This is a genomic window from Rugamonas brunnea (genome assembly GCF_014042345.1).
GTDB lineage: Bacteria > Pseudomonadota > Gammaproteobacteria > Burkholderiales > Burkholderiaceae_D > Rugamonas > Rugamonas brunnea.
In genome coordinates this window covers 21,378-34,588 of sequence record NZ_JACEZT010000023.1, presented here as the reverse complement: position 1 = coordinate 34,588, position 13,211 = coordinate 21,378, and the positions used below count along the sequence as shown (strand labels likewise).

Below are 13,211 nucleotides of genomic sequence, written 5' to 3'. Positions count from 1 at the left end.
GCATCTTGCTTGACGGTATGACCTGACCCCGGTTTTCAGCGCAGTTTAGTACTCGACCGCCACTTCGCGCGCGCCCAGCACCTGCTGCAACGCCAGTTGCAGCTCGTCCGATGGCGCCACGCGCCAGTCGTCACCGAACTGCAGCACGCAGGCCACGCCCTGCGGCGTGATGCGCGCCGCGATCGGCAAGCCCTGCTCATGGCGGTGCGGCGCCAGCACGTCGGCGATCTTGCGGCTGTCGAGCGTGGCCGGCAGCGACAGCCCCAACTGGCGACCGTACTGCACGCGCGCCGTGACGATGTCGAACACCTTCTCGGCCGAGATCCGCAGGCCGCCCGAGAAGCGGTCCTCCGACACTTTGCCCACCACGGCCAGGAATTCGTCCTCCTTGAACATCTTCTTGTTCTCTTCGAACACTTCCGAATACACGGTCACTTCCACCACGGCGCTCTTGTCGTCCAGCGTGACGATCAGGATCTTGCCGCGCTGGGTCATCTGCGGACGGATGCCGGTGATCACGCCGCACAACATGCGCGGCTCGCGCGACGGTTCCAACTCCGACAGCTTGGTGCGCGCGAAACGGCGCGCCTCGGGCGCAAACGAGTCGAACATGTGACCCGACAGGTAGAAGCCGAGCGCGATCTTTTCCTCGGCCAGCTTCTGGCGGTCCGTGAACGGCGCGCACTTCACATATTCGGGTGGCGCCACCAGGTCGCTGTCGTCGCCGCCGAACAGGCTGACCTGGTTGGCCGAGCGGGCTTCCTGCTCGGCGCACTCCATGGCGAAACCGACCGACGCCAGCAAAATCGCCCGGTCCACGCCCAGGCAATCGAAGGCGCCCGCGCGAATCAGCGACTCAATGGTGCGACGGTTGATCTGCTTCTTGTCGACCCGCTTGCAGAAATCGAACAGGCTGGCGAACGGCCCGCCCGCCTCGCGCGCGGCGATGATGGCCTCGATCGCGTTCTGGCCCGCGCCCTTCACGGCGCCCAGGCCGTAGCGGATCTGCGTCACCTTCTTGCCCGTCACGGACGGCGGCGGGCCGTCCGGCGTGAAGCGGAACTGCGACAGGTTGATGTCCGGCGGCAGGATGGTCAGGCCGCAGATGTCGATCGAATCCTCGACCAGGATCTTGACCTTCTCCGTGTCCTCCATCGCCAGCGACATGTTGGCCGCCATGAACGCGGCCGGATGGTGCGCCTTCAAATAGGCCGTGTGGTACGACAGCAGCGCATACGCGGCCGCGTGCGACTTGTTGAAGCCGTAGCCGGCGAACTTCTCCATCAGGTCGAAGATCTCGTCGGCCTTTTCTGTCGACAGCCCGTCCTTGGCGGCGCCGGCGCGGAAGATGGCGCGGTGCTCGGCCATCTCCTCGGCCTTCTTCTTACCCATCGCGCGGCGCAGCATGTCGGCGCCGCCCAGTGAGTAGCCACCGACGATCTGCGCCATCTGCATCACCTGCTCCTGGTACACCATGATGCCGTAGGTTTCGGACAAAATCGACTCGGTGCGCGGATCGGGATAGTCGAACTTCTCGCCGTGCTTACGCTTGCAGAAGTCGGGGATCAGGTCCATCGGGCCCGGACGGTACAGCGCCACCAGCGCGATGATGTCCTCGAAGCGGTCGGGCCGCGCATCCTTCAGCATGCCCTGCATGCCGCGCGATTCAAGCTGGAACACGGCCACGGTCTTGGCCTTGGTCAGCAGTTCATACGAGGGCCGGTCGTTCAGCGGCAGCTTGGCCAGGTCGAACTCGGCGTCCGCCGGGTCGAGCTGCTTGATGTAGCGCACCGCACGGTCCAGGATGGTCAGTGTGGTCAGGCCCAGGAAGTCGAACTTCACCAGGCCCACGGCCTCCACGTCGTCCTTGTCGTACTGGGACACCACGCCCGTATCGCCCGACTGCGTGTACAGCGGGCAGAAGTCGGTCAGCTTGCCGGGCGCGATCAGCACGCCGCCGGCGTGCATGCCGATGTTACGCGTGATGCCCTCAACCTGCTGCGCGAGATCGAGCAGCTGGCGCACCTCCTCCTCGTTCTCCTGGCGCTCCTTGAGCATCGGTTCCTCTTCGATCGCGTCGGCGATCGTCACCGGCTTGCCCGGCTTGAACGGGATCAGCTTGGACACGCCATCGCAGAAGTTGTAGCCGAAGTCCATCACCCGGCCCACGTCGCGGATGGCGCCCTTGGCCGCCATCGTACCGAAAGTGGCGATCTGCGACACGGCGTCGCGGCCGTACAGGTCCTTCACGTGCTGGATCACCAGTTCGCGCTTTTCCTGGCAGAAGTCGATGTCGAAGTCGGGCATCGAGACCCGTTCCGGGTTCAGGAAACGTTCGAACAGCAGGTTGTACTTGAGTGGATCGAGGTCGGTGATCTTCAGGCAGTAGGCCACCAGCGAACCGGCGCCCGAACCCCGGCCGGGGCCGATCGGCACGCCGTTGTTCTTGCCCCACTGGATAAACTCGGCCACGATCAGGAAGTAGCCGGGGAACTTCATCTTGATGATGGTCTCGTTCTCGAACGCCAGCCGCGCCTCGTAGCGCGGGCGCTCCTTCTCGCGCCGCTCCGGATCGGGGAACAGGTGCACCAGGCGTTCCTCCAGACCCTTCTTGGTTTCGGCGACCAGGAACTCGTCGATCGTCATGCCCGGCGTGGGGAAGTTCGGCAGCTGCGGCTTGCCCAGCGTGAGCGTGAGGTTGCAGCGCTTGGCGATTTCCACCGAGTTTTGCAGCGCGGCCGGCAGGTCGGCGAACAGTTCGCGCATCTCGGCCTGCGACAGGAAGCGCATCTGCTCGTTGAAGCGGCGCACGCGCTTGGCGTTGGCGAGCATCTCGCCTTCCGCGATACAGATGCGGGCCTCGTGCGCGATGAATTCATCGGCCGACAGGAACTGCACCGGATGGGTGGCCACCACCGGTAAACCGAGGCGCGCGGCCAGCGCCACCGCGTGGCGCACCTGCTGCTCCTGGTTGGCCTGGCCGGCGCGCTGGATCTCGATGTAGAAATGGCCGGGGAAGATGGCGGCCCACTTCTGCGCATTGCGCTCGGCCAGCTCCGGATTGCCGTTCTCGATGGCCATGCCGACGTCGCCGAAGTGGGCGCCGGACAGGGCGATCAGGCCGTTGGCCGGGTCCTCGCCGGCCAGCAGCGGATAGGATTTCGAGGTCAGCTCCATCAGCCACTCGGTGCGGATCTCGGCGCGGCCCTTGTACTGGTTGGTGAGCCAGGCCTGCGACAGCAGTTCGCACAGCTGCAGGTAGCCCATGCGGTTTTTCGCGTACAGCATCAGGCGCGAAGGCTTGTCGCGGTTATCGTCGTTGGTGATCCACACGTCCACCCCGACCACCGGCTTGATGCCCTTGCCGCGCGCGGCCTTGTAGAACTTGACCATGCCGAACATATTGGACAGGTCGGTGACGGCCAGCGCCGCCTGCTTGTCCTTGGCGGCGGCCGACACCAGGTCGTCGATGCGCACCAGGCCATCGACGATGGAATACTCCGAGTGCACCCGCAGGTGGACGAAGTCCGGGCCGGCGGGGACGGCCGGGGTCTCCGCCGCCGCATTATCTTGTTCGATTGCTACCATGTTCATACGCCGCTCAAAGCTGGTTCAATAACCCGCTATTTTACCGTGCGGCGGCCTGGGCCGAGAATTGATTACTGGGGGACATGGCGGCCGCGCAGCCCCTGCCCATTAATTGAGCAATCTTGATGAAGATCAAGCCGTTACGCGTATAATGTCGCCTGATCCGCTTTTCTTCCCCCTACGCACCATGCAAGCTCACACCACCAGCGCCGCCGTCGGCGCCGCAGCCGCTACGGCCGCCGCCGTCCACGTCAACATCGCCGCCTACAAATTCATCACCTTCGACAACACGGAGGAAATGCGGCCGCAATACCAGGCCATCTGCAATGAACTGGGCCTGAAGGGCACCATCCTGCTCACCCCCGAAGGCATCAACATGTTCCTGTCCGGCCCGCGCGGCCAGATCGACCAGTTCCTCGCTTGGGTGCGCAGCGACGCCCGCTTCGCCGACCTGGAAGTGAAGGAAAGCCTGTCGAACGAACAGTCGCATAAGCGCATGCTGGTGAAGATCAAGAAGGAAATCATCACCATGCGCATGCCACTGATCAAGCCCGAGGAAGGCCGTGCGCCGTTCGTGGAAGCGGCCACGCTCAAGCGCTGGCTCGACAACGGCGTGGACGACAACGGCCAGCCGGTGGTGATGGTCGACACCCGCAACGATTTCGAAGTGGACGTGGGCACCTTCAACAACACGGTCGATTACCGCATCAAGAAATTCACGGAATTCCCGCAAGTGATCGCCGACCACAAGGACGACTTCGCCGGCAAGACCGTGGTCACCTTCTGCACCGGCGGCATCCGCTGCGAAAAGGCGGCCATCCACATGCAGAACATCGGCTACGAAAACGTGTACCAGCTCGAAGGCGGCATCCTGAAGTATTTTGAAGAAGTGGGCGGCGCCCATTACACGGGCGACTGCTTCGTCTTCGACTACCGCACCGCCCTCAATCCGAAGCTGGAGCCGACGGAAACCGTGCAATGCTTCAACTGCCGCGCCGTCGTCACGCCGCGCCAGCAGCTGTCGCCCGAATACGTGTACGAGAAATCCTGCCCGCACTGCTACGGCAAATAAACCAAAAACTGAAAACCGGGGTCAGGTCATGCCTTCGAGCAAAATGCGCGCATTTTGCTCGAAGGCATGACCTGACCCCGGTTTTGCTGTCTGGCAGGCTTATTCGAAGTAGGCGGCGATCAGGCGCACGTCGTCGGGCGTGAGGATGCCGGCGGCCGCGCGCAGACGCGTCGAGGCCAGCAGGTAGCCGTAGCGCGCTTCAGACCGGTCGCGCCGGGCCATGTACAACTGGCGCTGCGCCGTCAGCAGGTCGAGGTTGATGCGCACCCCGCCCTTGATGCTCTGCTCGGTCGCCGTCACCAGCAACTGGGCCGATTCCACCGCCCGGTCCAGCGCTTCGATCCGCGCAATACTGCTGAGCACGAGGTTGTAGTTGCGCCGCAATTCCACCAGCACCTTGCTGGTCTGCGCGTCCAGGTCGGCCTTGGCTTTCTCGCGCCCGGCCGCCGCTTGCCGCATCGAGGCGTTCACCGAGCCGCCACTGTAGATCGGCACGTTGAGCTGGAAGCCCACGCTGCGGATCGTGTTGAACTGGTTGATCGTGGTCAGCGATTCGGACCCGGTCTTGCCATAGGTGCCGATCAGGTCCAGCCGCGGCGCATGTCCGGCGCGCTGCTTGTTGTACTCCTGGGTGGCGATCTCGACACCCTTGCTCAGCGTCAGCAGATCGGGATTGTGCTCCAGCGCCGTCTTCTTCCAGCTCTCGTAGCCCAGCGTGTCGCGCTCGGCCACGTGGAAGCCGGGCCGCAGCGGCGCCGGTTCGGCCGTATCGCCGCCGACGATGCCGCCCAGCGTGTCGCGCGCCACCACCAGGCCGTCCTGCGCTTCCAGCAACTGCGCTTCGGCCAGGTCCAGCCGCGACTGGGTTTCCAGCACGTCGGTGCGCGTGCCCTCACCTTTCTTGAACAGCAGCTCGTTGACCTTCTTCTGCTCCACGTACACGTCGCGCTCGGCCTTCGCCAGCGCCACCTGATCTTCCTTGAACAGCGCGTCCACGTAAGCACTCACCAGGCGCGTGATCACTTCCTGCTGGCGGCTGGCGAACTGCGCCTCGCCGTATTCGCTCTGCGCCACGCCTTGCTTATAACGGGCCCAGCCATCGAGGTTGAACAGCGACTGGCGCACCTGCACGGTGGCCGAACGCGAGATGTAGTCTTCCGGGAATATATGGCCCTGCTGCTCGACCGTGGTGTTGTTGCGGTTGCCGCTGTAGCTGCCCGAGATGTTGGGCAGCAGGTTGGAGCGGCCCAGCACGCGGTTCTCCTTCGCGCTCTCGGCCGTGTACACGTCGGCGCGGAAGGTCGGGTCGTTCTTCAGCGCCGCCTCGTACGCTTGCAGCAGGCCGATGGCGGACGCGTTGGCGCCCGTCAGCAGGCCGGCCGCAGCCAGCGCCAGCGGCAGCAGCCGCTTCATCAATGGAGTACGGGCCACGGTCATTCCTCCGTCATCGCCGACTTGGAACGGTCGAAGATAGGCTTGAGCAGGTAGCTCATCATGGTGCGCTCGCCTGTCTTCACGAACAGTTCCACCGGCATACCGGCCACGATGTCGAGGTTCTTGGCAGCGATCAGCTTGGCGCCGGCCGGCGTCACGCGGGCCCGCACCTTGTAGTAGGGCTGGCCGGTCTTCTCATCGACGGCGCGGTCGGCCGCCACCGCCACCACGGTGCCGGGAATGTGCGGCGTGCGGTTGCTGTTGAAGGCCGAGAAGATCAGCTCCACCGGCAAGCCCACGTGCACGCGGTCGATCAGGTTGACGGCCAGCTGGCCTTCCACCACCAGTCCGTCTTCCGACGGCACCACTTCCATCATGCGCGCGCCCGGACCAACCACGCCGCCCTTGGTGAACACATTACTGCCCACCACGATGCCGTCCACCGGCGCCTTGACGTCGGTGGCGGCCAGGTCGAAGTCCTGGGCCTTGATCTTGCTCTCCAGCGATTCGGCTTCCTTCTGCACGTCCGACAGCATGCTGCGCACGTCCTTCTGGAATTCCTGGGTGCGCTGCACGCGGCGCAGGTTCTGCTCGGCTACCTGGCGGCGCGCGCGCGCGATGTTGCCCACGTCCTCGGCCACGGCGCCGTTCACCGACGCGTAGGTGCGCTCCAGGTCCAGCAGGCGGGCGCGGGGGATATAGCCTTCCTTGGCCAGGTCACGGCTGTTGTCGAGCTGTTCGCGCAGGAAGCCCAGTTCGGCCTTCTTGTTGTCGCGCGATTCCTCCAGGCCGTGCGCCTGCGCCGTCAAGCCTTCGATGGTTTCATTCATGGCGGCCAGTTCGCTTTGCAGCGCCAGTTGGCGCGAGCTGAACAGTTGCTGCTGCAGGGCCATCGCGGCCTGCGTGCGGGGATCGGCCTTAAACGGCTCCAGGCTCTTGGGGAAGGCCACCGACTTGGCGCCGGTCAGTTCGGCCTGCAGCCGGGCCTCGGCCGCGCGCATCGAGATGTACTGGGCGCGCGACACTTCCAGCGCCGCGTCAGCCTGCACCGCGTTCATGCGCACCAGCACCTGGCCGGCCTTGACCACGTCGCCATCCTTGACCAGGATGTCCTGGATGGTGCCGCCCTGCAGGTATTGCACGGCCTTGCGATTGCCTTCCTTGGCCACCACGCCCGACAGCGGCACGCCCTTGTCCAGCGGCGCGAACGTGGCCCAGACGATGAAGCCGAGCACACCGCACAGCACGATAATCCAGCCCAGCTTGGCGTAGGCGCCGGCGTCGGTGTTGACCGTCAGCGGCGTCACGTCATGCGCCAATACTTCCACTGCGGGTTCCGCAGGCTTGTTGATAATGTTCGCCATCGATTACTCCTGTTCGCTCGCGGCGGCGCGCGCGCGCTGCTCGGCCGCCATCGTTTGCTGTGCCGCGGATTCGGCCGCCTGCTGGGCCGCCTGCTGGGCCGCTGCCTGCTGCGCCGCTTGCTGGGCGGCTGCCTGCTGGGCTGCTGCCTGCTGGGCGGCCTGCTGCTGTGCGGCCGCTTGCTGGGCTGCGTTCTGCTGGGCCGCTTGCTGGGCCGCGATCTGCTTCTGGTTCTGTTCGTTCAACGCGGCCAGCACCTGGTTGCTCGGGCCGAACATGGCCACCGCGCCGTCGCGCAGCATCAGCAGCTTGGTGGTGGCGGCAATGGCGTTGGTGCGGTGCGTGATCAGCACGATCGTCTTGCCGCGCTTGCGCAATTCATGCACGGCTTGCACCAGGGCCGCTTCGCCTACATCGTCCAGGTTGGAATTGGGTTCGTCCAGCACCAGCAGGGACGGATCGCCGTACATGGCGCGGGCCAGGCCCAGGCGCTGGCGCTGGCCACCAGACAGGCCGGCGCCGCCGTCGCCCAGCATCGTGTCGTAGCCATTCGGGAAATGCAGGACCATGTCATGCACGCCAGCGCGTTTGGCCGCGTCCACCACCTTCTCGGCATCCACTTCGCCAAAGCGCGCGATGTTTTCCGCGATGGTGCCGCCGAACAGTTCGATATCCTGTGGCAGGTAGCCCATGTTCGGGCCCAGCTCGGCCTTGTTCCAGTGATAAATGTCAGCGCCGTCCAGGCGCACCTTGCCCATCACGGCCGGCCACACACCCACCATCAGGCGCGCCAGCGTGGACTTGCCCGAACCGCTGGGGCCAATCACGCCCAGCACATCGCCGGGCTGCAACGCGAACGTCACACCGCGCAGAATGGGTACGGTCACGCCCGGTGGCGATGCCGTCACGCCTTCCACCGACAGCTGCCCCTGCGGCTTGGGCAGTTCCATGCCGGCGGCGCGCGCGGGATTCTTTTCCAGCAGGCTGGCCAGACGCTCGTAGGAACTACGGGTGCTGCTCCAGCTCTTCCACACGCCGATCACTTGCTGCACCGGCGCCAGCGCGCGGCCCACCAGGATGGAAGCGGCGATCATCATGCCGGGCGTGATCTTGTTCTCCAGCACCAGCAAGGCGCCAAAGCCGAGGATCAGCGATTGCAGCGAAGTCTGCACGAATTTGGTTATGGAGCTGATCATGCCGGCCTTTTCGCTGGCCTGCGCCTGCAGGTGCAGGAATTTGCCATGGAGCTTGAACCAGCGCGACATCAGGTTGGGCAGCATGCCCATCGATTCGATCACTTCCGCGTTGCGCAAGTTGTTGGTGGCCAGGTTGCTGGCCGTGATGGCCATGGTGTTGGCTTCGGCAAGCGGCTTGCGCGTGGCGCGTTCGTTGATGAAGGCCAGCGCGACCAGGACCGCCGTGCCGCACAGCGCGAACACGCCCAGGCTGGGCTCGAAGAAGAAGATCACGATCAGGTAAATCGGGAACCAGGGCGCGTCGAAGAAGGCGAACAGCGCGTTGCCGGTCAGGAACTGGCGCAGATTGGTCAGATCGATCAGCGACTGGCCCGCGTTGCCGCCGGCGCTCTTGAGGTTCTGCTCGAAGGCGGCCGTGTACACGCGGCGATTGAGTTCCATGTCGAAGCGGGCGCCCACGCGCACCAGCACGAAGCTGCGCACCAGTTCCAGCGTGGCCATCAGCGCGTAACCACCCAGCATAATCAGCGTCAGCATCAGCAGCGTGATCTCGTTGCGGCTGCCCAGTACGCGGTCGTAGACCTGCAGCATGTAGAACGAGGGAACCAGCATCAACAGGTTGATGATGGCGCTGAACGCACCCACCGTGTAGAAGGTGCGCTTGAAGGTCAGCAGGACCTGTTCAATTTCATTCTTGGGGTTCAGGAGTTTTTTCATAAGCTTGAAGGAAAGGGCGCCTGGGCGGCGCGCAAGCACGTCTTCTCAATTAAAGACGAGAGATTATCCCTCAAAACTGGTCAAAAATGTGATGCTCGTCACAAATTTTTACCGATCTGCCACTTTTTTGTGCAGATTGAACGAAAAAAAACCTCCAGTGCCGGAGCACTGGAGGTTTTTGACTATTCTCAATCCCTTCCGACTAACGGAAGGGAGGGATGAGATTAGTGCACCAGCAGGATGTGGTCGGTGGTGTTCAGGGACGCGTGGCTCAGATCCACGGTACCAGTGATCTTGACGATCATATCCTGGCCGTTGACGAAGCTCGTCGATGCGCCGCTGTCGTGCTCAACGATGTAGGTATTACCACCGATTTGGAACCACGACAGATCGCCGTTAGCGGTCGCCTTGATTGCCGCGTTGGCGTAATCCTGGAACACTGCGGTGTCGCCCAGAACAACTTTCGAGGCAGCGAACGTTGCAGCAGCCGAGAACACGATCGAGTCGCCAGCGGTCAGATCGGTGATCGTAGCGTAGCTGTTCACGTTGGTCGTAGCGTGCGACACGTCGAACTTGTCGTTGCCAGCACCGCCGGTCAGGATATCCAGGTCGCCTTGAGCAACCAGTTTATCGTTGCCAGCACCACCGTTCAGGGTGTCGCCGTTGCCGATGGCCGTCAGGGTATCGGCGCCAGCGCCGCCCTTGATGGTTTCAGCCAGGGTACCGTTGGTGGTAGCGGTCAGTGCGCCGGTCATGGCGGTTGCGTCCACCAGTGCCAGTTTCACGTTGATCGCGTCAGCAACCAGGTGACCCGTCAGAACCACGTCCGCGTTACCGGACACAACGATCGACTTCACAGAATCGCCCTGCAGGTCGATGGTGTGCTGAGCCACGGTGGTAGCGTCGGCGTCGTCGTTGGTGTCGGTAGCGGTCAGGTTGAAGGTCTCAACACCGTCAGCAACCAGCTTGTTGAAGCCGGTAGCAACGTCAGCAACCTTGGTGACTACGTTCAGCACGTCAGCGGTGCCGGAGGTGTCAGCCAGCTTGGCGACAACGGTACCAGCGCTTGCGCCGTCGAATTCAACGGTGCTGTTGGCCAGCAGTTTGTCCAGCGTCAGGGTGCCAGCGGTCGAACCACCGATCACGATCGAGTTGATGTCGTCCAGGTTGTGCAGGTTGACGGTGTTGTCTGCGCCGAAGGTCGTCAGGCCCAGAACTTCGAAGCCGGAGATCTTGCTAGCGAAAGCGCCGTCGAGCGTAGCACCTGCGGCGACGTTAGCGTCAGCTGCGTCGGCGAACACGATGGTGTCGGTGCCGTCGCCGCCAGCCAGCGAGCCGGTCGAAGCGATGCTGGTGGTGCCAGCAGCCAGTTTCAGGACGTCGTCGCCAGCGCCCAGAGCGATTGCCTTAGCAGGAGCGGTGGTCGACAGGGTCACGGTGTCAACGCCAGCGCCGCCGGTGAAGGTGGCTTTTTGGCCGTTCACGGTCACCGAGCTGTTGCCGGTGGTGCCCGAGGTGTCAACTGCGGTCACGTTGGCGCCCGAAGCGTCAACTTTCACGCCAGCGGAGCCGGTCACGGTTACGGTCTTCAGACCGGAGAGTGCAGCCGAACCCAGCAGGTTCACCACGTTCGTGCCGGCGACGTTCAGTGCAGCAACGTTGCCATCGTTCGACAGGTCAACAGCCGAATTGGCGTTGGCGGTGGTGATGTTCAGGGTGGTGTAGGTGGTACCCAGATCCAGGGCAGCGTGAGCAGCAACACCAACGCCATCCAGGGTCAGGCCCAGGGTGGTGGCGGTGCCGTTGACGATCGCCAGCGATGCATCGCTGTGAGCCAGGCTCAGGGTGCTCAGAGCTTCCGACGAAACGCTCGACGATGCGCCGTAGCCGTCCAGGGTCACGGTGGTGATCTTGTTGTCGGTGCTGGTGATCAGAACCTGACCTGCGGTCACAGCCAGAACGCCGGTCGTGGCATCGTTAGCAGCGGAGCCAGCGGTGGTTTCCGAAACTGCAGGAGCAGCAGCGCTACCAGCGGTAACGATCGTAGCGGAACCGTCTTTTGCGGCCGAGGTGAAGGTCACGGTCTGGTTAGTACCGCTGACAACGATGTCGCCAGAGTTGAACTTCGTGGAGAACGAACCCGAGTAGGTACCGTTCGACGCAGCAGCGTTACCTTGGTGGGTACCGGCGCTCAGGTCGGCGAATGCAGCAGCGGCTTCGGCAGCGGTCAGGGCTTTGGCTGCCGTGAAGGTCAGGCCGCCAACGGTGATGGTGTCACCTTTAGCCATAGCGGCGAAGGTCACCACGTCGACGGTGCTAGCACCAGCTGCAGCGGCGACAGCGTCTTTACCAGCAGCAGTAGCGGTTTGCTGAACGGTAACCGAAGTGGTTTTGGTACCAGCGATGGTTACAGCGCTCTCAACGATTGCGTGGCCGGTAGCGCCGGTGTCTTTAGCGGCAGCCGAAGCGTCCGAGGTTGCAGCTTGGGTGACGGAAACCGTTGCACCGCCTTCAACACCGATCGCGCCCAGGGTCACGCCAGCGCTAGCGAATGCAGCGCCGGTGGACGAAACGATCACGTCGCCGGTTGCGTGGGTGGTGTGGCCGATCGTGACGGTACCGGTCGAAACGCCCGAAGCGGTGACAGCAACGTTGGTGCCGCCATCAATGCCAACAACTGCAGCACCTTGCTTGGTGTCGGTTACGGAGATCGCACCTGCGGCGCCATCCAGGGTAATAGCGTTGCCAGTCGAGGTCGAAACCGTCTGGGTCGAACCGCCGTGGCCTTCAATCGCGCCGGTTGCGCCGGAAATGGCGATCGCGGTGGTGCTGCCAGCGGTGATGGTGGCTGCAGCAGCTTGGGTCACAGCGATCTTGGTCAGGCCGGTGATGTTCGCGTCAGCGGTTGCATCGAAGGTGGTGGCGCCAGCGCTACGGATAGCGATGGTTTCCACGTTCTTGATAACAGCGCTGGTTGGAATCGCGGTGCCGCCAACGACGTCCAGAACGTTCAGGGTGTCAGCACCTGCGCCGCCGTCGATCGAATCCAGTGCGTTCAGGGTGTCGCCAGTGCCGATCACGCCGTTGAACACGTCGTTGCCGCTAGTGCCGGTCAGCAGGTCAACGCCGGTGGTCAGAGCGGTGGTGGTCACTGGGGTGTAGGCATCAACCAGAGCCACGCCGGTGGTGTGGATTGCGTTGGTAGCAGCAACCAGCGATGCGTCGTCGGTCACGCCAGCCAGGAAGGTCTTGGCCAGGCCGTTCACGTGGCCCGAAGCGTAAGCAACACGCTCTTGCTCGTTGCCAACGGTGTCGATTTCTTTGGTGAAGGCAACAGCAGCGGCTACTTTGTTAGCGTAGACTTTGCCGTCGGCGTTCAGGGTGCCGTCGGCGTTCAGGGCGCCAGCAGCGATGTTACGTACGATCACGTCCAGTGGCGAGATGCCGGAGGTCAGTTCGTTGCCCCAGAAGTTCAGGCCGGTCTTGTCGGCGTGACGGCCGAACAGGTTCACGTAGATCGTGTCGATGATTTCGTCAGCTTGCATGCCAGCGAAGGTAGCAACGTACTCAGGGCCGGTAGCGAAATTCTTAGCGATTTCGGCAACGGTCGCGCCGCTGTCCAGTGCCTTCACGTAGAAGGCCAGGCCGTCAACGTCGGCTGGGCGGTTGTAGTACGCAACGTACAGCTGTTGGACCAATTCGGTATTTGTAGCCATGTAAAACTCCTGAGTTAGAAAATAAGCACTTCGGCACACGACGCTTGCGGAACCGCAAGACAGCGTACCGAATCATGTCAGAAGATAGTTGGGGATGGATGTGATGGTCATCACACCAAACCTCAA

The 13,211-nt window shown here is 63.2% G+C and carries 6 protein-coding genes; 1 reads left to right on the top strand and 5 read right to left on the bottom strand.

Going from position 1 to position 13,211, the window contains the following annotated elements; genetic code table 11:
* Window positions 1-45 precede the first annotated feature (45 nt).
* A complete protein-coding gene (gene dnaE, locus H3H37_RS23465) occupies window positions 46-3,594 on the bottom strand; it encodes a DNA polymerase III subunit alpha (RefSeq protein ID WP_182167066.1) in 3,549 nt (1,182 codons plus the stop codon).
* A gap of 181 nt (window positions 3,595-3,775) precedes the next feature.
* Between dnaE and H3H37_RS23460 the strand changes: the two genes are divergently transcribed.
* Complete coding sequence (locus H3H37_RS23460) at window positions 3,776-4,660, top strand: sulfurtransferase (protein ID WP_182167064.1); 885 nt, start codon at window positions 3,776-3,778, stop codon at window positions 4,658-4,660.
* Between the two features lie 99 nt (window positions 4,661-4,759).
* Here the strand turns inward: H3H37_RS23460 and H3H37_RS23455 are convergent, their stop codons facing one another.
* The 4 genes from H3H37_RS23455 to H3H37_RS23440 all read right to left on the bottom strand — a co-directional run bounded on the left by H3H37_RS23455 (window position 4,760) and on the right by H3H37_RS23440 (window position 13,085).
* Window positions 4,760-6,097 carry a TolC family outer membrane protein gene (locus H3H37_RS23455; RefSeq protein WP_446033169.1) on the bottom strand — a complete coding sequence of 446 codons (1,338 nt, stop codon included), beginning with the start codon at window positions 6,095-6,097 and terminating at the stop codon, window positions 4,760-4,762.
* Window positions 6,094-7,458, bottom strand: a complete 1,365-nt coding sequence (locus H3H37_RS23450) for an HlyD family type I secretion periplasmic adaptor subunit (protein ID WP_182167062.1) — start codon at window positions 7,456-7,458, stop codon at window positions 6,094-6,096. Before H3H37_RS23450 ends, H3H37_RS23455 begins: the two co-directional genes overlap by 4 nt.
* 3 nt (window positions 7,459-7,461) lie before the next feature.
* On the bottom strand, window positions 7,462-9,369 hold the full coding sequence (locus H3H37_RS23445) for a type I secretion system permease/ATPase (RefSeq protein ID WP_182167060.1): 1,908 nt from the start codon (window positions 9,367-9,369) through the stop codon (window positions 7,462-7,464).
* Between the two features lie 224 nt (window positions 9,370-9,593).
* Complete coding sequence (locus H3H37_RS23440) at window positions 9,594-13,085, bottom strand: DUF4214 domain-containing protein (protein ID WP_182167058.1); 3,492 nt, start codon at window positions 13,083-13,085, stop codon at window positions 9,594-9,596.
* Between the last annotated feature and the right edge of the window lie 126 nt (window positions 13,086-13,211).

Coding starts and splice junctions, on each gene's coding strand:
- dnaE (WP_182167066.1), bottom strand. CDS start 3,594: ATGAACATGGTAGCAATCGAACAAGATAATGCGGCGGCGGAGACCCCG.
- H3H37_RS23460 (WP_182167064.1), top strand. CDS start 3,776: ATGCAAGCTCACACCACCAGCGCCGCCGTCGGCGCCGCAGCCGCTACG.
- H3H37_RS23455 (WP_446033169.1), bottom strand. CDS start 6,097: ATGACCGTGGCCCGTACTCCATTGATGAAGCGGCTGCTGCCGCTGGCG.
- H3H37_RS23450 (WP_182167062.1), bottom strand. CDS start 7,458: ATGGCGAACATTATCAACAAGCCTGCGGAACCCGCAGTGGAAGTATTG.
- H3H37_RS23445 (WP_182167060.1), bottom strand. CDS start 9,369: ATGAAAAAACTCCTGAACCCCAAGAATGAAATTGAACAGGTCCTGCTG.
- H3H37_RS23440 (WP_182167058.1), bottom strand. CDS start 13,085: ATGGCTACAAATACCGAATTGGTCCAACAGCTGTACGTTGCGTACTAC.